20 protein-coding genes and 1 tRNA gene are annotated in these 16,726 nt (G+C 71.8%); 6 read left to right on the forward strand and 15 right to left on the reverse strand.

Translation table 11 applies throughout. The annotated features are described in order from the left end of the window. Window positions 1-26 precede the first annotated feature (26 nt). Entirely contained in the window at window positions 27-629 is a 603-nt protein-coding gene (gene folE / locus ACFC1I_RS08875; RefSeq protein ID WP_376008109.1) for a GTP cyclohydrolase I, read from the reverse strand. 102 nt (window positions 630-731) lie between these two features. Here folE and ACFC1I_RS08880 point away from each other — a divergent pair, with 102 nt between their 5' ends. The 4 genes from ACFC1I_RS08880 (at window position 732) to ACFC1I_RS08895 (ending at window position 4,393) form a co-directional block, all read left to right on the forward strand. Then, window positions 732-1,433 (forward strand): helix-turn-helix transcriptional regulator, encoded by a 702-nt coding sequence (locus ACFC1I_RS08880; protein WP_376008112.1) that lies wholly within the window; start codon window positions 732-734, stop codon window positions 1,431-1,433. A 64-nt stretch (window positions 1,434-1,497) separates the two neighbouring features. Continuing rightward, window positions 1,498-2,190 (forward strand): response regulator transcription factor, encoded by a 693-nt coding sequence (locus ACFC1I_RS08885; RefSeq protein ID WP_045298162.1) that lies wholly within the window; start codon window positions 1,498-1,500, stop codon window positions 2,188-2,190. A 103-nt stretch (window positions 2,191-2,293) separates the two neighbouring features. Then, window positions 2,294-3,964: a sensor histidine kinase gene (locus tag ACFC1I_RS08890; protein ID WP_376008115.1), complete on the forward strand. Its 1,671-nt coding sequence runs from the start codon at window positions 2,294-2,296 to the stop codon at window positions 3,962-3,964. Window positions 3,965-4,105: 141 nt separating this feature from the next. Next, complete coding sequence (locus tag ACFC1I_RS08895) at window positions 4,106-4,393, forward strand: WXG100 family type VII secretion target (RefSeq protein WP_376008117.1); 288 nt, start codon at window positions 4,106-4,108, stop codon at window positions 4,391-4,393. 80 nt (window positions 4,394-4,473) lie between these two features. Here ACFC1I_RS08895 and groL read toward each other — a convergent pair whose 3' ends face one another. The 5 genes from groL to ACFC1I_RS08920 all read right to left on the reverse strand — a co-directional run bounded on the left by groL (window position 4,474) and on the right by ACFC1I_RS08920 (window position 8,526). Further along, a complete protein-coding gene (gene groL / locus ACFC1I_RS08900) occupies window positions 4,474-6,093 on the reverse strand; it encodes a chaperonin GroEL (RefSeq protein WP_203581110.1) in 1,620 nt (539 codons plus the stop codon). 189 nt (window positions 6,094-6,282) lie between these two features. Next, window positions 6,283-6,483 carry a cold-shock protein gene (locus ACFC1I_RS08905; protein WP_091488690.1) on the reverse strand — a complete coding sequence of 67 codons (201 nt, stop codon included), beginning with the start codon at window positions 6,481-6,483 and terminating at the stop codon, window positions 6,283-6,285. Window positions 6,484-6,613: 130 nt separating this feature from the next. Next, complete coding sequence (locus tag ACFC1I_RS08910) at window positions 6,614-7,183, reverse strand: LytR C-terminal domain-containing protein (RefSeq protein ID WP_376008120.1); 570 nt, start codon at window positions 7,181-7,183, stop codon at window positions 6,614-6,616. Between the two features lie 65 nt (window positions 7,184-7,248). Continuing rightward, window positions 7,249-7,497: a DUF3263 domain-containing protein gene (locus tag ACFC1I_RS08915; RefSeq protein ID WP_376008122.1), complete on the reverse strand. Its 249-nt coding sequence runs from the start codon at window positions 7,495-7,497 to the stop codon at window positions 7,249-7,251. A 9-nt stretch (window positions 7,498-7,506) separates the two neighbouring features. Next, complete coding sequence (locus ACFC1I_RS08920) at window positions 7,507-8,526, reverse strand: DUF2332 family protein (RefSeq protein ID WP_376008124.1); 1,020 nt, start codon at window positions 8,524-8,526, stop codon at window positions 7,507-7,509. 101 nt (window positions 8,527-8,627) lie between these two features. On the opposite strand from ACFC1I_RS08920, the gene msrB reads away from it, so the two are divergent. After that, window positions 8,628-9,041, forward strand: a complete 414-nt coding sequence (gene msrB / locus ACFC1I_RS08925; protein ID WP_376008126.1) for a peptide-methionine (R)-S-oxide reductase MsrB — start codon at window positions 8,628-8,630, stop codon at window positions 9,039-9,041. Next, entirely contained in the window at window positions 9,041-9,583 is a 543-nt protein-coding gene (locus ACFC1I_RS08930; protein ID WP_376008128.1) for a nitroreductase family protein, read from the forward strand. Before msrB ends, ACFC1I_RS08930 begins: the two co-directional genes overlap by 1 nt. 61 nt (window positions 9,584-9,644) lie before the next feature. Here the strand turns inward: ACFC1I_RS08930 and pucL are convergent, their stop codons facing one another. From pucL to ACFC1I_RS08975, 9 genes are all read right to left on the reverse strand, one after another. After that, a complete protein-coding gene (gene pucL, locus ACFC1I_RS08935; protein ID WP_376008130.1) occupies window positions 9,645-10,550 on the reverse strand; it encodes a factor-independent urate hydroxylase in 906 nt (301 codons plus the stop codon). A 1-nt stretch (window position 10,551) separates the two neighbouring features. Then, window positions 10,552-10,878, reverse strand: coding sequence for a hydroxyisourate hydrolase (uraH, locus tag ACFC1I_RS08940; RefSeq protein ID WP_376008132.1), 327 nt, complete (start codon window positions 10,876-10,878; stop codon window positions 10,552-10,554). After that, window positions 10,875-11,372, reverse strand: coding sequence for a 2-oxo-4-hydroxy-4-carboxy-5-ureidoimidazoline decarboxylase (gene uraD, locus ACFC1I_RS08945; RefSeq protein WP_376008134.1), 498 nt, complete (start codon window positions 11,370-11,372; stop codon window positions 10,875-10,877). The genes uraH and uraD overlap by 4 nt, the downstream gene beginning before the upstream one ends. Before the next feature lie 30 nt (window positions 11,373-11,402). Continuing rightward, a complete protein-coding gene (gene bcp, locus ACFC1I_RS08950; RefSeq protein WP_376008136.1) occupies window positions 11,403-11,891 on the reverse strand; it encodes a thioredoxin-dependent thiol peroxidase in 489 nt (162 codons plus the stop codon). A 127-nt stretch (window positions 11,892-12,018) separates the two neighbouring features. Beyond that, entirely contained in the window at window positions 12,019-13,356 is a 1,338-nt protein-coding gene (allB, locus tag ACFC1I_RS08955) for an allantoinase AllB (RefSeq protein WP_376008138.1), read from the reverse strand. Between the two features lie 33 nt (window positions 13,357-13,389). Beyond that, a complete protein-coding gene (locus ACFC1I_RS08960; RefSeq protein ID WP_376008140.1) occupies window positions 13,390-14,202 on the reverse strand; it encodes a bifunctional allantoicase/(S)-ureidoglycine aminohydrolase in 813 nt (270 codons plus the stop codon). Next, window positions 14,199-15,488, reverse strand: a complete 1,290-nt coding sequence (locus ACFC1I_RS08965; RefSeq protein WP_376009323.1) for a DUF6986 family protein — start codon at window positions 15,486-15,488, stop codon at window positions 14,199-14,201. The genes ACFC1I_RS08960 and ACFC1I_RS08965 overlap by 4 nt, the downstream gene beginning before the upstream one ends. Window positions 15,489-15,614: 126 nt before the next feature. Continuing rightward, entirely contained in the window at window positions 15,615-16,571 is a 957-nt protein-coding gene (locus ACFC1I_RS08970; protein ID WP_376008142.1) for a DMT family transporter, read from the reverse strand. Window positions 16,572-16,635: 64 nt separating this feature from the next. Further along, window positions 16,636-16,711, reverse strand: a tRNA-Thr gene (locus ACFC1I_RS08975). Window positions 16,712-16,726: the final 15 nt, after the last annotated feature.

Raw genomic sequence — 16,726 nt, forward strand, 5'->3', positions numbered from 1 at the left:
GACGACTCCTCTTCTCTGTCAGGGCGTCAGACGGGGCGCGCTCCGATGAATCGTGCGTGCAGGGCAGGGTCGGTGGCAAGGGTTCCGCGGAACGCCGTGGTGGTCGTGAGCGCGCTGTCGGTGCGTACACCGCGCGCCGACATGCACAGGTGCTCGGCCTCGACGATGACGCCGACGCCGCGCGGCTCCAGCGTCGCCTCGAGCGTGCGCGCGATCTGCACGGTCAGCGCCTCCTGCACCTGCAGCCCGCGCGCGTGGTGCGCGACGACGCGTGCGAGCTTCGAAAGGCCGACGAGCCGTTCGCCGGGCACGTAGCCGACCGTGGCGGTGCCGCGAAAGGTGAGGAGGTGATGGCGGCACAGCGACACGAACGGGATCCCGCGGACGACGACGGGCTCGTCGTACCCGTCCTCGTTCGCGAAGGTCGTCATCTCGAACGGTTCCGGCGTGATCATCTCGATGAAGGCGTCCGCGACACGGCGCGGCGTCTCGGCGAGGTCGCCCTCGTCCGGATCGAAGCCGAGCGCCACGAGCAGGTCGGCGACGGCGATCATCGCCCCGTCACGATCGATCGGGGCCTCGTCGGGCAGGGCGTGCAACGCCGTGGCGTGCGCCGGGGTCGACATCATCCCCACTCCTTCGTGTCGAGCACGATCGGCTCGTCTGATCCCGACGCTAGAACTCCCGGATTCTTTTGTCAAGATTTCTGTTTTTAGAGGTAGACTCGAGTCGTGAGCATCCTCACCCCCAACCGTGCCGAGGCGGTCGCCGCCCTCGCCGACCCGCAGCGCCGTGAGCTGTACCGCCTCGCGGCCGAGCGGCCGATCGGCCGCGACGAGGCCGCCGCCGCGCTCGGAATGCCGCGCAGCACCGCGGCCGTGAACCTCGACCGGCTGGCGGATGCCGGCCTCCTGACGGTCTCGTACGAGAGGCGTTCAGGCCGCAGCGGCCCCGGCGCCGGGCGTCCCGCGAAGCTCTATCGCGCCGCCGACTCCGAACTCGCCGCCACCATCCCGGAGCGCCACTACGAGCTCGCGGGCGAACTGCTCGCCGCCGGCGCGGCGGAGGCCGACGAGCGGGGGGTGCCGGTGCGCGACGCGCTCGGCGCACAGGCCTTCGCCGCGGGCTCCGTGATCGGCGCGGGCTGCGGCGGCCTCGAGGAGGCGCTCACCCTGTGCGGGTACGCGCCGAGCGCGGCGCCGAGCGCGGAGGACGCCGCCGATGCAGACGGCGCGGAGGACGCAGCATCCACCGATCTCGTTCTCGAGAACTGCCCCTTCCATGCCCTCGCGGCCCGGCACACCTCCCTCATCTGCGGGGCGAACCTCGAACTCGTCCGCGGCCTCGCGACCGGCACCGGCGACGCCCGGACGCCCGTCCTCGCGCCCGCGGCCGGGCGCTGCTGCGTCGAGATCCGCCGGAGCGCCGGCTGACCGATTCTCGGCCGCGTCGCGCGATATCCAGACGTCGCATCGGTTCCGCCGACATAATGGGCCCATGACCGCACCGCGCATCCTCGTCGTGGACGACGAACCGAACATCCGCGATCTGCTGATCACGAGCCTGCGATTCGCCGGGTTCCAGGTACGCGCCGTGTCGAACGGCGCCCAGACGATCTCGGCGGTCCTCGAGGAGGAGCCCGACCTCATCATCCTCGATGTGATGCTGCCCGACATGAACGGGTTCAGCGTCACCAAGCGTCTCCGCGGCGCCGGCTACACCGCGCCGATCCTCTTCCTCACCGCGAAGGACGAGACCGAAGACAAGATCACCGGCCTCAACGCCGGCGGCGACGACTACGTCACCAAGCCCTTCAGCCTCGACGAGATCGTGGCCCGCATCCAGGCGATCCTCCGCCGCACGATGCAGGCCGACGAGGAGTCGGTGATCCGCGCCGGCGAGATCACGATGGACCAGGACACCCACGACGTGCAGGTGGGCGACGCCTCCATCGACCTCAGCCCCACCGAGTTCAAGCTGCTGCGCTACCTCATGCTCAACCCCAACCGCGTGCTGTCGAAGGCCCAGATCCTCGACCACGTGTGGGAGTACGACTTCAACGGCGACGCCGGCATCGTCGAGAGCTACATCTCCTACCTGCGACGCAAGATCGACCCGCACTCGTCCGAGCCGCTCATCCAGACCAAGCGCGGCTTCGGCTACATGCTGAAGGCCGGCAAGACCGCTTAACGCGGGAGCGAGCGAGGGGGACGAGCTGGCGCACAAGCCCGACGCGATCACCCGGTGGTGGCGCGGCACGAGTCTGCGCGCGAAGGTCACCGGGGTCACCGTCGTGCTCCTCGCCGTGGGACTCCTCGCGGCCGGCGTCGGAACCGCGGCCTTCCTCCGCAACTCGCTGATCGATGGTGTCGACACGCAGGTCGACGCGCTGGCGCGGACGGATGCTGCGAGCCCCCTGCTCGAACTGACCGCACAGGACGGCGTGCTCTCGGTCGAACCGCTGGAGAACCCGCCCTCCACCGATTACTTCGTGGCCGTCTACGAACCGGAGAACGGCGAGCTCCTCGCCAGCGCCGGAGGCCGCGGAGGCCCCGCCCCGGCGTTCCCCGAGACGTATCCGCTCGATCATGCGCAGTCGCAGGAACTCCAGATCAAGACGCTCCCGTCCGTCGAAGGCGACACGGCGTTCCGGACGACCGTGACCGTCCAGGAGCTGGGCAGCTCGGGCGTGCTGTACACGCAGATGGTGGCGGTGCCGCTCGCGACGGTGAACCGCACGATCGCCTCGTACATCGGGATCTACAGCATCCTCGCGATCCTCATCCTCGTGGGTGGCGCCGTCGCGACCCGCTACCTCGTCACCCTGACCTTCCGCAGCCTCGGGCAGGTCGAGTCCACCGCCGACGCCATCGCGGCCGGCGACTTCAGCCTGCGCATGACCGACATCGAGCCGACCACGACCGAAGTCGGCCGGCTCAAGACCGCGATCAACGCGATGCTCGACCGCGTCGACGCGGCGCTCTCGCAGCGCGACTCGACGGTGCGACAGATGCGGCGGTTCGTCGGCGACGCGAGCCACGAGCTGCGCACGCCGCTGGTCACCGTGCGCGGCTACGCCGAGCTGTACCGCATGGGCGCGATCCGGGGCGACGAGGACGTCGCGCAGTCCATGGATCGCATCGAGAAGGAGGCGATCCGCATGGGCGTCCTCGTCGAGGACCTGCTCGCGCTCGCCCGCCTCGACGAACGACGCGACGTGGTGATCGGCGCCGTCGATCTCCGCCCCATCGCGCGCGACGCGGCCCTCGACGTGCGCGCCGCCTCGCCGATGCGCCCCGTCACCGTCATCGACACGACGCTCGAAGAGCCGGCGCTGCCGCCCGAGGACGAGGCATCCGTCCCGCCCGAGACGAAGCGCCGCGCCGGCGGGCCGTCCGCCAGGGCGCGTGCCGGGGCGACATTGTCGCTGCTGCGCCGCCGGCCGAAGCCGGTGCCTGCGGCGGGCGCCGCGGGCGCCGAACTGCCGCCGCTGCTTCCGGATGCCGAGCCGCAGCCGCCCGCGGACGGGCTGCCGCCGATCGTGCTCGGCGATGAGAACCGCATCCGCCAGGTCGTGACGAACCTGCTCGGCAACGCGCGGCGCTACTCGTCGGAGGACTCCCCCGTCGAGCTGCGCGTCGGCGTGGACGTGCGCGATCGCATGGGCTGGATCGAGGTCATCGACCACGGCGAGGGCGTGCCCGACCAGATCAAGGACAAGATCTTCCAGCGGTTCTGGCGCGCCGACACGTCGCGCACGCGCGAGACCGGCGGCTCGGGGCTCGGCCTGTCGATCGTCGCGTCGATCGTCGAGGCGCTGCACGGGTCCGTCGACGTCGTCGACACGCCGGACGGCGGTGCGACCTTCCGCGTGGCGTTCCCGCTGGCCGACGCCCGCGACGCCGCCGAGCACCTCGACCTCGCGACGCAGCCGATGGCGAGGTTCACCGACGCTCCCGAATGAGCGTCTCCTCCCCAACCGCCGTTCGCGCCGCACCGTGCACAGATGACGATGGATGCTGCGACCCGGACCCGCCGGACGCCTAGCGTGGCTTCACACCGCGGGTTCGGCATCCGGCCGCCGCACGTTGATCAGGAGCCCCGAATGGCCGTCTTCACCGTCGACAGCGACACGATCCTCACTTCGACCGCCACCGTGCGGGGCACCATCGACCGGCTCCAGGCCGAGTCGAACGCGATGCTCGCGCAGCTCACCCAGCTGCAGTCCTCGTGGACCGGCTCGGCCTCGGTCGCGTTCGCGGGCGTCGTCGAGCAGTGGCGGGCGACGCAGCGCCAGGTCGAGGAGTCCCTGGCGAGCATCAACGCGTCGCTGGCGGCCGCCGGACGCCAGTACGCCGACACCGAGCTCGCCACCACCAGCCTGTTCCGCTGACCCCCCACCGGAACGCAGAACGACCCCTCCGGGAGGAGGGGCCGTTCTGTGAACGCGTTACGCGGTCGTGGAGTTCTGGATCAGAAGTCCATGCCACCGGTCGGGTCGCCGACGGGAGCGGCGGCCTTCTCGGGCTTGTCGGCGACAACGGCCTCTGTCGTGAGGAACAGGCCGGCGATCGACGCGGCGTTCTGCAGCGCCGAACGGGTCACCTTGGCGGGGTCGATGATGCCCTGCTGGAACAGGTCACCGTACTCGCCCGACGCGGCGTTGAGGCCGTGGCCCGCGGGGAGCTCCGACACCTTGTTCGCGACGACACCCGGCTCGAGACCGGCGTTGAGGGCGATCTGCTTCAGCGGAGCCTCGATCGCGACGCGCACGATGTTGGCACCGGTCGCCTCGTCACCCGAGAGCTCGAGCGCGTCAAGAGCCTTGCGGCCCGACTGGATGAGCGCGACGCCACCACCGGGGACGATGCCCTCCTCGACGGCCGCCTTCGCGTTGCGCACGGCGTCCTCGATGCGGTGCTTGCGCTCCTTGAGCTCGACCTCGGTGGCCGCGCCCGCCTTGATGACGGCCACGCCGCCGGCGAGCTTGGCGAGGCGCTCCTGCAGCTTCTCGCGGTCGTAGTCGCTGTCGGTGTTGTCGATCTCGCGACGGATCTGGGTCACGCGACCCTCGATCTGGTCGGCCTCGCCGGCACCCTCGACGATCGTGGTCTCGTCCTTGGTGACGATGACCTTGCGCGCACGGCCGAGAAGGTCGAGGGTGGCGTTCTCGAGCTTGAGACCGACCTCCTCGGTGATGACCTGGCCGCCGGTGAGGATCGCGATGTCCTGCAGCTGCGCCTTGCGACGGTCGCCGAAGCCGGGGGCCTTGACGGCGACCGACTTGAAGATGCCGCGGATCTTGTTGAGCACGAGCGTCGCGAGAGCCTCGCCCTCGACGTCCTCGGCGATGATGACGAGCTCCTTGCCGTCCTGGATCACCTTGTCGACGACGGGCAGAAGGTCCTTGATGTTCGAGATCTTCTGGTTCGCGATGAGGATGTACGGGTCCTCGAAGACCGCCTCCTGGCGCTCCGGGTCCGTGACGAAGTAGGGGTTGATGTAGCCCTTGTCGAAGCGCATGCCCTCGGTGAGCTCGAGCTCGGTGCCGAAGGTCTGCGACTCCTCGACGGTGACGACGCCTTCCTTGCCCACCTTGTCGATGGCCTCGGCGATCAGCTGGCCGATCTCCGGGTCAGCGGCCGAGATGGACGCGGTCGCGGCGATCTGGTCCTTGGACTCGACCTCCTTGGCCGACTCGAGCAGCTCCGCGGTGATGGCCGCGACAGCCTTCTCGATGCCCTTCTTGAGCGAGATGGGGTCGGCGCCGGCCGCGACGTTGCGCAGGCCCTCGCGCACGAGCGCCTGGGCGAGAACCGTGGCGGTGGTGGTGCCGTCACCGGCGACGTCGTCGGTCTTCTTGGCGACCTCCTTGACGAGCTCCGCGCCGATCTTCTCGTACGGGTCGTCCAGCTCGATCTCCTTGGCGATCGAGACACCGTCGTTCGTGATCGTGGGGGCGCCCCACTTCTTCTCGAGCACGACGTTGCGACCGCGCGGGCCGAGCGTCACCTTGACGGCGTCGGCCAGGGTGTTCAGGCCGCGCTCGAGGCCACGACGGGCCTCCTCGTCGAAAGCGATGATCTTTGCCATGTGTGTGTCGTCCCTCCGGAACGTTGGCTTGGGGTATTAGCACTCAACAAACGCGAGTGCTAAATCATTCTGGCACTCGACCCTATCGAGTGCAAGCCGCGAAGACGGATGCCGAAACGCAAGGAGACGGGATGCCTTCCGGCATCCCGTCTCCGATGTCGCTTCAGCGCGGACGCTGAGCCGCGGGGTTCAGACGACCCGTACGGCCTCGGCCTGCGGCCCCTTCTGGCCGGAGCCGACCGTGAACTCGACGGTCTGCCCCTCCTCCAGAACGCGGAAGCCCGACATGTCGATGTTCGAGTAGTGGACGAAGACGTCCTGGCCGTCGGCGACGGTGATGAAGCCGAATCCCTTCTCGGCGTTGAACCATTTGACGGTGCCCTGGGTCATGCGTATCTCCTGTTGCCGGCGGTGCAGGGCTTCATCGTATGCAGGCCGAATCGGGGCATCCGCGCGTTTCGTCACTTGTTGACACGCAGGCACACAAGTGTTTACCCGCGCGAAACACGCGCTCGGCGGGTCAGGGCGTAGGAGCCGGCGACTGCCCCGCGGCGGTGCGGTCGAGGCCGATCACGACCGTGAGCTGCGGCACGCCCTCCGTGGTCGGGGGATACGCCTCGCTCTGCTCGATCGCGGCGCCGCCGATGACGCCCGCGAGGCCGGCCGCCGCCGCCTCGTCCGCGGGGTCGACGTAGAAGACGGTGGTCGTCGGGAAGTCCTGGGAACCGGCTTCGCCCGCGGTCACCTTGTCGTCGGTCCAGCCGGCGCCCACGACGACGTCCTTCATCTGCGTCGCGAGGCCCTGCTCGGGCGTCGCGTTGAGGATCATGACGTCGTAGTTCACGTCGACGACGGGCGTCACCTCGGGGACCGGCTCGACGGTCGGGGCGGGGGTGGGGGCGAACTCGATGCGGCCCGACGCCAGGAGGGTGCCGAAGATGCCGACGACGATGAGCACGACGGTCGCGAGCGCCGCCCACAGCAGCACCACCCATCCGCGCATACGCGGGTTCTCCGCCCGATGGGCGCCGACGCGGTCCGTCTCCGGCACATCGTCGAAACGATCCCGGGGGTAGTTGGTGGTCGGCACCCGTCGATGTTACCCGTCAACCCCTGGCAGGCCGCCCGGCAGCGCCCGCGTGGCGTGGCGCGGGATCAGCGGACGTCGGCGGCGCGGCCGGCGCGCTCGTGCAGCCGCGCTTCACGCAGCCGGCGCAGCCGCTTCACGAGCATGGGGTCGTGCTCCTGCGCCTCGGTCGTGTCGATGAGGCGGCCGAGCAGCTGGTAGTACCGGGCCGGCGACAGGCCCAGGTCGGCGCGAATGGCTTCTTCCTTGGCCCCCGCGTGCCGGCGCCACTCGGCCTCGAAGTCGAGGATGGCGCGGTCGCGGTCGGTCAGGGGCACGCGTCCACGCTAGCCCGCAGCATCCGTTCCTCCCGTGCGCCACGCGCGCCAGCGCACGAACGAGCCGAGCGGGTCGACCGCGGCGAGCGCCCGGCCGTCGCGCCCGAGCACGAAGCCACCCCACGACGCGGCATCGACGGGAGGCTGCCACCGGTCATGGAGAGCCGGCGGGTCGATCGTGATCCACACCGCATCGAGGTCGCGGACGGCGTCGAGCAGGCGCTCGCGACCCGCCCGCGGGATGTGCGGCAGCACGCCCGGGGTCGTGACGACGAGCGTCGCACCGGCCGGTGCGAGGGCGGCCACGGCGCGCAGCACCTCCGGGTCGGACGCGTCGCCGGCGATCAGATGCGGCGGGTCGGCTGCGGCGATGTCGAGGGCCGCGGTGATCCGGTCGGCGCGCCCCGCCTCGCCCGGCCACACGAGGCTCGTGAGGAACCTCCGGTCGCCCTCGTCGGCAGCGTCGAGCGGCTCGAGGTCGATGCCCGCGCGCCACACCACGTCCGGCAGCCGCAGCGGCGGCTCGCCGGCGACCTCGCACTCCAGCACCACCGTCGACAGACCGTCGGCGGGGTCGAGCGCCGTGACCCCCGTGCTCCCCCGGTAGCGGTACGAGTAGCGGTCGGGGTAGAGGCAGAGCCCGGCGCTCGCGCCGAGTTCGAGCAGCGCGATCGGCCCCTCGATCGTCGCGAGGGCCGGAAGCAGGGCCGCGCACCGCTGCGGTTCGTTGGTCTGGAGGCGGCGGACGGATGCCTCGGCCACGACCTCGTCGGCATGCGCGACGAGCCACGCGGCCCAGGTCGGGAACGGGTCCTCGGGCGCCCCGAGCATACGGGTGACCGCGAACACGAGCGGCGGCTGCCGGTGCGTCGCGGGGATGCGGGCGAGGATCCGCGCGACACCGGGATCGGCGGCCACACCGGCCGCCCACGCGGAGTACAGCGCGGATCGTCCCGGCGCCTCGTCCCGCGCGAAGCGGCCGTAGCGCTCGACGACGGCGTCGACCTCTTCGCCCCTGGTCTCGTCCACGCCCCACATCCTCCCGCACCCCGGGCCGCCGCATCCGCCCCACCGCCCCGGCGGCTGGGGTTGAATGGAGGGTGGCCGTCGTCCGCGGCCGAGGAGGAACCATGACCTACGCCGTCGACAAGAGCGAAGCCCAGTGGCGCGAAGACCTGACGCCCGACCAGTACGCGGTGCTGCGGCAGGCGGGCACCGAGCGGCCGTGGACCGGCGAGCTGCTCGACGAGAGCCGCGCCGGCCTCTACACGTGCGCGGCGTGCGGCGCCGAGCTGTTCCAGAGCGGCACGAAGTTCGATTCGCACTGCGGCTGGCCGAGCTTCTACGAGTCGATCCGCCCGGAGGCGGTCGAGCTCATCGAAGACAACAGCCACGGGATGGTCCGCACCGAGGTGCGCTGCGCGAACTGCGGCTCGCACCTGGGACACGTATTCCCCGACGGCTTCGGCACGCCGACCGGCGACCGCTACTGCATGAACTCGATCTCGCTGCAGTTCACGCCGGGCGAAGAGGCGGGAGCGTGATGTCCAGCGCCCTCGACGCCGCACTCGCCCGCCGCTCCTGGTCGAAGGTCACCGACGAGGCGCCGACGCACGACGAGCTCCTCGACTTCGTCGCCGCCGCCGGCCGCGTCGCCGACCACAAGTCGCTGCACCCGTGGCGGCTCATCGAACTGCGCGGCGCCGACCGCCAGCGGCTGGGCCGGGCGATCAACAAGGCCGAGGGCGACAAGGGCTCGTCGTCGAAGCCGCTGCGCGCGCCCCTGCTCATCGCGGTGGTCGCCAGCTACGGCAACACCCACAAGGTGCCGAAGTGGGAGCAGGAGGCCGTCGCCTCCGGTGTCGCGCACGTCCTGAGCCTGGTGCTCGACGAGGCCGGCTGGGGCGTCTTCTGGCGCACCGGCGACTACACCCGCTCGAAGGCCGTCGCGAAGGCCCACGGCCTCAAGAAGAACGAGGAGCTCCTCGGCTGGCTCTACGTCGGCGGCAAGCCGAAGCGCACGCGCGCGACCCGGCGCAAGGGCGTCGACGCGACGCGCTTCCTCAGCCGCATGCCCAAGGGCTGAGGGATGCCGCGGCCCGCCGCGCGCCGATGATCCGGCGTGCGATCGGGTCGGTGTCGCGGCGTCAGCAGAATCCGGCGATCCCGTGCCACGCCTGGTGGTTCCCGCTCACGCCCTCGCGCAGCACCGCCGCCTCGATCAGCCCGTACGGGCGATCGGCCGCGTAGAACACCTCGTTCGGGTTGTCGAGCCCGAAGGGGGCCAGGTCCACCGCGAAGTGGTGGAGGTTCGGCATCGAGAACCGGATCTCGTCGATCTCGGCGCGCGCCTCGAGCACGCGCCGGCCCATCTCGTACAGGGTCTGCTGCAAAGCGAGCGAGTGCGTCCGGGCGAACGTCTCGAGCAGCAGCCGCCGCACGTCGGCGAACACGTCGTCGAAGCCGACGTCGGGGCTGCCGTAGCGCCACCTCGCCGTGACCGAGGTGGCGAGGAGGCGGTCGTCCGTCTCGGCGAGCGTCGTGTACCGGTCGCGCACGAACCCGCGGAACTCGGATCCGGCGGACTTCAGCACCGCGAGGTCGCGCAGCCCCGAGATGACGGTCGCCTCGGCTCCGACGAACGTGACCACGGCGGTGCGCACCTCGGTGCCGCCCCGCACGAACGAGTGGTCGTGCCCCTCGCCGTCCACGGGGATGCGGTTCCAGGTGTACTGCTCGGCCTCCCATCTCCCCCCGGTGACCCAGGCGAACTCGCCGGTGAAGTGGCGCCCCAGCCGCAGCAGGAACTCCTCCGGCGCGCCGACGCCGTCGCGGGCGAACGCGAACACCGTGTTCTTCTGGGTGTCGGTGGCGACGATCCGCGCGTTGTCGCCCTCGGTGTGGGCCGCGGTGAAGTCGCCGCGCAGCTGCGAGGTCACGTCGAGGTCGGTGATCGAGTGCCTCGGGCGGTCCCGGTCGATCCGGACGAGCCGCACCTCGGCCTTGCCGTACTGGTTCGCTCCGAGCACGATGCCGGACTCGGACTCGGACACGTCAGTTCCCCCGGTAGGTCGAGTACGCGAACGGGCTGAGCAGCAGCGGCACGTGGTAGTGCTGCCCGCCGTCGGTGACCGCGAAGTCGATCGACACGACCGGGTAGAACGTCTCGCGCCCTGCGGCGGCGAAGTAGTCCCCCGTCGCGAACGTCAGCCGGTACGTGCCGGCGGCGAGCCTCTCCGGGCCGAGGTCGGCGATCCGGCCGGCCTCGTCGGTGACGCCCGAGGCGACCTCGGCACCGTCCGCCGTGGCGAGCACCACGTCGATCCCCCGCGCAGGGCCCCCGACCGCAGCATCCAGCACATGCGTGGTGATCTGGCTCATGAACCGATGATCCCTTCGAGTCGGAGGACGGCGATCTGCCGCAGCTGCTCCGCCACGACCGGGATCTCCTCCTCCTCAGTGTGGGCCAGTCGCCCGTTCAGCGCACCGAGGATCTCGTCGGCGCTGCGCCCGGCCGCACGGATGAGGAAGACCCGCGAGAACTTCTCCTCGTAGGCGCGATTGCCGGCGGCGAGCGCGGCCGCGACATCCGAGGTCGGCTCGCCGAGTCCCGCCTGTTCGGAACGGGAATGGGATGCCTCGGCCCCGCCGCCGCGCGGGCGCTCGCCGATGCGGGGGTGATGGGCGAGGGCGCCGTCGATCTCGGTCACCGTCCACGGTGCGGCGCTCGCACGCGCGGTCTCGAGGAGCTGCTCGACCGTGGCGTACGGACGGCCCGCGACGACGGCGTCCACCCAGCGGTCGATGTCGGCGCAAGGACGCACGGCCGCCCGTGCGGCCTCGTCGCCGAGCCGGTTGAACGCGTCCAGCTTCATCGCTGCACCGTGAGGGCGAAGCCGGTGGGCTCAGGCCGCGAGCTGCGCGCGGAGGCGGTCCACGTGGCCGTTCGGGTCGACCCGGTACTCGGCGGACTGCACGGTGCCGTCGGCATCCAGCACGAACGTCGATCGGATGAGGCCGACGCGCTCCTCGCCGTTCACGACCTTGGTGCCCCACGCGCCCCATGCCTCGGCCACGGCGTGGTCCTCGTCGGAGAGGAGCGGGAACTCCAGCTGCTCGGCCTCGGCCCACTCGGCGAGCCGCTCGACGGAGTCCGGCGAGATGCCCACGACGGCGACACCGGCCGCCTGCAGCGACGCGAGGTTGTCGCGGAAGTCGCAGGCCTCGGTGGTGCAGCCGGGGGTGAACGCGGCGGGGTAGAAGTACACGATGACGCGCCGGCCGGCGAAGTCCTCTGGGCGCACCACCGTGCCGGTCGCGTCGGGCAGCGCGAAGCCGGGGTTGGCGTCGCCGGCCTGCAGCTGCGTGGTGCTCGGCGGGGTGCTGTCTGCCATGTCGTGCGTCCCTTCGACGGCGTGTCGCTCGGTGGCGCCGGTCACGGCTGGGGTCCCCCGAACGCGCGTGCCGGCTCCTCGATCTTCGGCGCCCGGCCGGGCCGGGGCAAGTCCCGGCCGGGGGGGGTCAGGCTGCGCCGCGGCGCAGCAGGCGACCCCGCGGCTCGGCGAAGTCGACGCGCTCGCCCCGCACGAAGGTCTCGCGCACGACGCCGCGGAGGGCCCGGCCGTCGTACGGCGAGAGCGGGTTCTTGTGGTGCAGGCGTGCGACGTCGACCACGAACCCGGCGTCTGGGGCGAACACCGCCAGGTCGGCGTGGCCGCCGACGGCGATCCTGCCCTTGCGGGCGAGACCCGCGACGGCGGCCGGTGCCGCCGACATCCACTCCACCACCCTCTCGAGCGGGATGCCGCGCCGCCGCGCCTCGGTCCAGACCACCGGCAGCCCCAGCTGCAGCGACGCGACGCCGCCCCACGCGACGGCGAAGTCGCCGTGGTCGAGGTCTTTCAGGTCGCTGGTCGCGGGCGAGTGATCGCTGACGATGCTGTCGATCGTGCCGTCGAGAAGCCCCTCCCAGAGCCGATCGCGGTTGGCCGCCTCGCGGATCGGCGGGCAGCACTTGAACGCCGTCGCGCCGTCGGGCACGTCCTCCGCGCTCAGCGTCAGATAGTGCGGGCACGTCTCGACGCTGAGGCGCACCCCGTCGCGCCGGGCGGCCGCGATGAGGGGCAGCGCGGCGGCCGACGACAGGTGCAGGATGTGCGCGCGGGCGCCGGTGCGCCGCGCACGGTCGATCACCGCGGCGATCGCGATGTCCTCGGCGGCGTGCGGGCGCGAGGCGAGGAACCGGTTGTAGCGGGTGCCGCCCGCCGGCGGCGCGTGCGCGATCGTCGCGGCGTCCTCCGCGTGCACGAGGAGCAGCCCGCCGATTCCGGCGAGCTCGGCCATGTCGCGCTCCAGTTCGCCGGCGTCGAGCGGCGGGAACTCGTCCACGCCCGAGGGCAGCAGGAAGCACTTGAACCCGAACACCCCGGCCTCGTGCAGCGGCCGCAGGTCGCTCGTGTTGCCGGGGATCGCCCCGCCCCAGAACCCGACGTCGACGAACACCTGGTGCAGCGCGGCCCGTCGCTTGATCTCCAGCGCCGCCACCGAGACCGTCGGCGGGATGCTGTTGAGCGGCATGTCGATGATGGTGGTGACACCGCCCGCCGCCGCGGCCTTCGTGGCCGACGCGAACCCCTCCCATTCGGTGCGCCCGGGTTCGTCCACGTGCACGTGCGTGTCGACGAGGCCGGGCAGCAGCGTCTCGTCGTCGCCGAGCGTGACGACCTCTCGACCCTCGAGTTCCGCGCCCAGCGGCTCGATCGCGGCAATCTCGCCACCGGTGACGCCGACCTCGCACGGGCGGAAGCCACCCTCGATGAGCACGCGCCGGGCGCGGATGACGAGGTCGTGGCGCAGCATCCATCCCCTCCTCTCGCGACTCCCCCGCACCCGTCAGGTGAGCCGGATCTGGCGGTTCACGTCCTTGTACAGCAGGTACCGGAACGGCTCGGGGCCGCCGGCGTAGCAGGCCTGCGGGCAGAAGGCCCGGAGCAGCATGTAGTCGCCGGCCTCGCACTCGACCCAGTCGTCGTTGAGCCGGTAGACGGCCTTGCCTTGCAGCACGTAGAGGCCGTGCTCCATGACGTGGGTCTCGGCGAACGGGATCGAGCCGCCCGGCTGGAACGTGACGATGTTGACGTGCATGTCGTGCGAGAGGTCGTCGGGGTCGACGAAGCGCGTCGTCGCCCACGCGCCGTCGGTGCCGGGCATGGCGCGGGGCTCGACGTCCTGGTCGCGCGTGACGAACGAGGCCGGCGCGGGGACGCCTTCGACCCGTTCGTAGGCCTTGCGGATCCAGTGGAAGCTCGTTGGCTCCTCACCGTCGTTGGCCAGCGACCACTCCGCGCCCGGCGCGACGAACGCGTATCCGCCCGGCTCGAGCACGTGCCGCTCCCCCGCGAGCGTGAGGGTGAGCGCGCCCGCCGTGACGAACACGACGCCCTCGACTCCGCGCTCGTACTCGGGCATCCCGGCGCCGCCGCCGGGCGCGATCTCGACGATGAGCTGCGCGAACGTCGTCGCCGAACCCGCGATCGGGCGCGCGAGGATCCACGACCGCGTGCGCGCGAAGCCGGGCAGGTTACTCGTCACGATGTCGCGCAGCACGCCCTTCGGGAGGAACGTGTACGCCTGCCGCACGACTGCCCGGTCGGTGAGCAGCGCGGTCTGCGGCGGCAAGCCGCCCGGCGGGGTGGCGTAGGTCATGCGTGCTCCTCTGTGGTGGCGTGCGCCGGCCGCGCGAGTGCGGCCAGCGCCGCGAGATCGAGGCCGGTGGCCAGGGTCAGGTCGGTCTCGGTGACGGCTCCGCAGGCGACGCCGCGCACGACGAAGCCGGCGAGGGCGCGGACGGTGGCCGGCTCGTCGAGCACCGCCCCACCGCTGCCGGCAGCACCGTCGCCGCCGTTGGCATAGGCGCGCAGGCGCGCGGCGGCGGGCGCGAACCCCTCGCGGTAGAACAGGGTGTTCGCGACGAACCGCGGCACGAGCTGCGCCGGGTGCAGGTCCCAGCCCTGGAAGAAGCCGCGCTCGAGGGATCGCCGGGTGAGCAGAGCGCTGAGGCGCCAGGCCGCGCGCACCGCGTTCTCATCGCCGACCGGGAGGATGTTCGTCGACCCGTCCGACAGCCGCACACCCGTCTCGGCCGCCGCGACCTGCATGACGCTCTTCGCGTGGTCGGCCGCCGGGTGGTCCAGCGCCTGGTGCCCCGGCGCGATGCCGAGCGCGGCGCTGTAGTCGTACGTGCCGTAGTGCAGCCCGCTCACCCGCCCGCCCGCCGCGTGGATGGCGCGGGGCAGCGGCGACGTGCCGTCTGCGCCGAGCACGAGCTGCGGCGTCTCGACCTGCAGCTCGAACCGCAGCCGCCCCGCCGCCAGCCCGTGGTGCTGCTCGAGGCGATCGCAGAGCTGCGCCATCGCCTCGACCTGCGCGACCGTGGTCACCTTCGGCAGGGTGAGCACGAGGCCGTCCGGCAGGCCTCCGCCGTCGAGCAGGGCTCCCACGAAGAGATCGAGAGAACGGATGCCGCGCTCCCGCGTCGCACGCTCGAGGCCCTTGATGCGGATGCCGAAGAAGGCCGGCGCCTCACCGCCCGCGACGGCCTCGAGCAGCTGCTCCGCCGCCCGGCGGACATCCGCGTCCTCGGTCCGGTCGCCGCGGTCGCCGTAGCCGTCCTCGAGGTCGAGGCGCAGGTCCTCGATGGGCTCCGTCTCGAGCTTCGCCGTGACCAGCCGCGCGACGTCGCCCGCGAACTCCTCGGGCACGGCCAGCTCCCTGATGACGACGGTCATGCCGCCGTGCGCCGTGACCGCGTCGAGCGCCGCGGCGCCCCACTCGCGCGGGAGCGCCGGGGTGTACCGGTCGGCCGGCACGTAGACCGTGTGCACGGGCTGCCGGGCGCCGTCATCGCCCGGGTACTGCTCGGCGAGAAGGCGATCGGTCGGCGCGAGCAGGCGGTCGAGGCCCTCGAGGTCGTCCCGCGTCAGCGCCCGGATCGCACCACGGTGCGGTCGTGCGCCGTCGTCGGCGCGCGACGGGAGGTGCGACGGCGCCCCCTTCGGCACGGTCTCAGCATGCCACCCCGCGCTGCGGCATGGGGTGCGGCCGACCGCGATCGGTCGTCAGCGGCCGCGCCGCGGCATCCGTCTCCACGGCACCGCCGCCACGACCACCGACAGGATCGCGAGCGTCGACATGAGCAGCGAGGCGCCGAGCGTCGGCGCCGCCTCGGTCGGCCAGATCGCATCGATCAGCACCGACGTGACGACCTGGCCGACGACCGTGCCGAGGCCGAGGAGCAGCACGCCCGTGTAGGGCACGAGCGCCGCCGCGAGGAAGATGTACGTCACGCCGATGACGCCGCCGACGTACAGCCACGGCTCGGTCGGGAACGACGTCGGCGGACCCGCGACCGCGGTGTGGATGAGCTCGGCGGCGCCGAGCACCGCCGTGCCGCCGATGAAGTTGACGAGCGTCGCGGTGAGCGGCGTGCCGACGCGCTGGCGCAGGCGCCCGTTGACGGCGGACTGCCACGCGATGCCCGCGCCCACGAGGAACGGCAGCACGAGCAGCAGCGGCGGGGCATGCACGCCGCCGGCGAGCGACACCCCCGCGGCGAGCACCGCGAGCGCTCCGCCGACCAGGCGCGCAGGCGTCACCGCGACGATGCCTGCGGGGCCGACCCCGGCACGGTCCAGTAGCAGGCCGCTCACCGTCTGGCCGGCCACCACGCCGACCGTGAACAGTGCGACGCCGATGATGCCGACCGCCAGCGACTGCGTGGCGACCGAGAGGGCGCCGGCGACCCCGCCGCACAGCATCCAGATCGGGATGCTGCGTGCCCTGAGCCCCGTGACCAGCGCGCCGAAGCCGCGCCGGCCCTGCGGGAGCGCGACCGACAGCACGACGAGCACGAGCAGCCCCGAGCCGAACGAGATCACCGCGGCGGCGAACCCGTCGCCGATCCGCACCCCGAGCTGGCCGTTGATGCGCGCCTGCACCGCGGTGAGGACGCCGATGAGGGCGGCGCCGCCGAGACCGATCCAGACGGGCAGGCGGCGTTCGGTCACCCGATCCATCCTCTCCTGCGCGTGGGGCTGGAGAGGGCCGCCGGGCGCGGGCCCGCGACGATTCCCCGGAAACTGGTGCCGACTACAGGACTTGAACCTGCAACCCCCGTATTACAAGTACGGTGCGCTACCAATTGCGCCAAGTCGGCAGAGCGTCCAGTCTA

The organism is Microbacterium sp. NPDC056044, assembly GCF_042267145.1.
Taxonomy (GTDB): domain Bacteria; phylum Actinomycetota; class Actinomycetes; order Actinomycetales; family Microbacteriaceae; genus Microbacterium.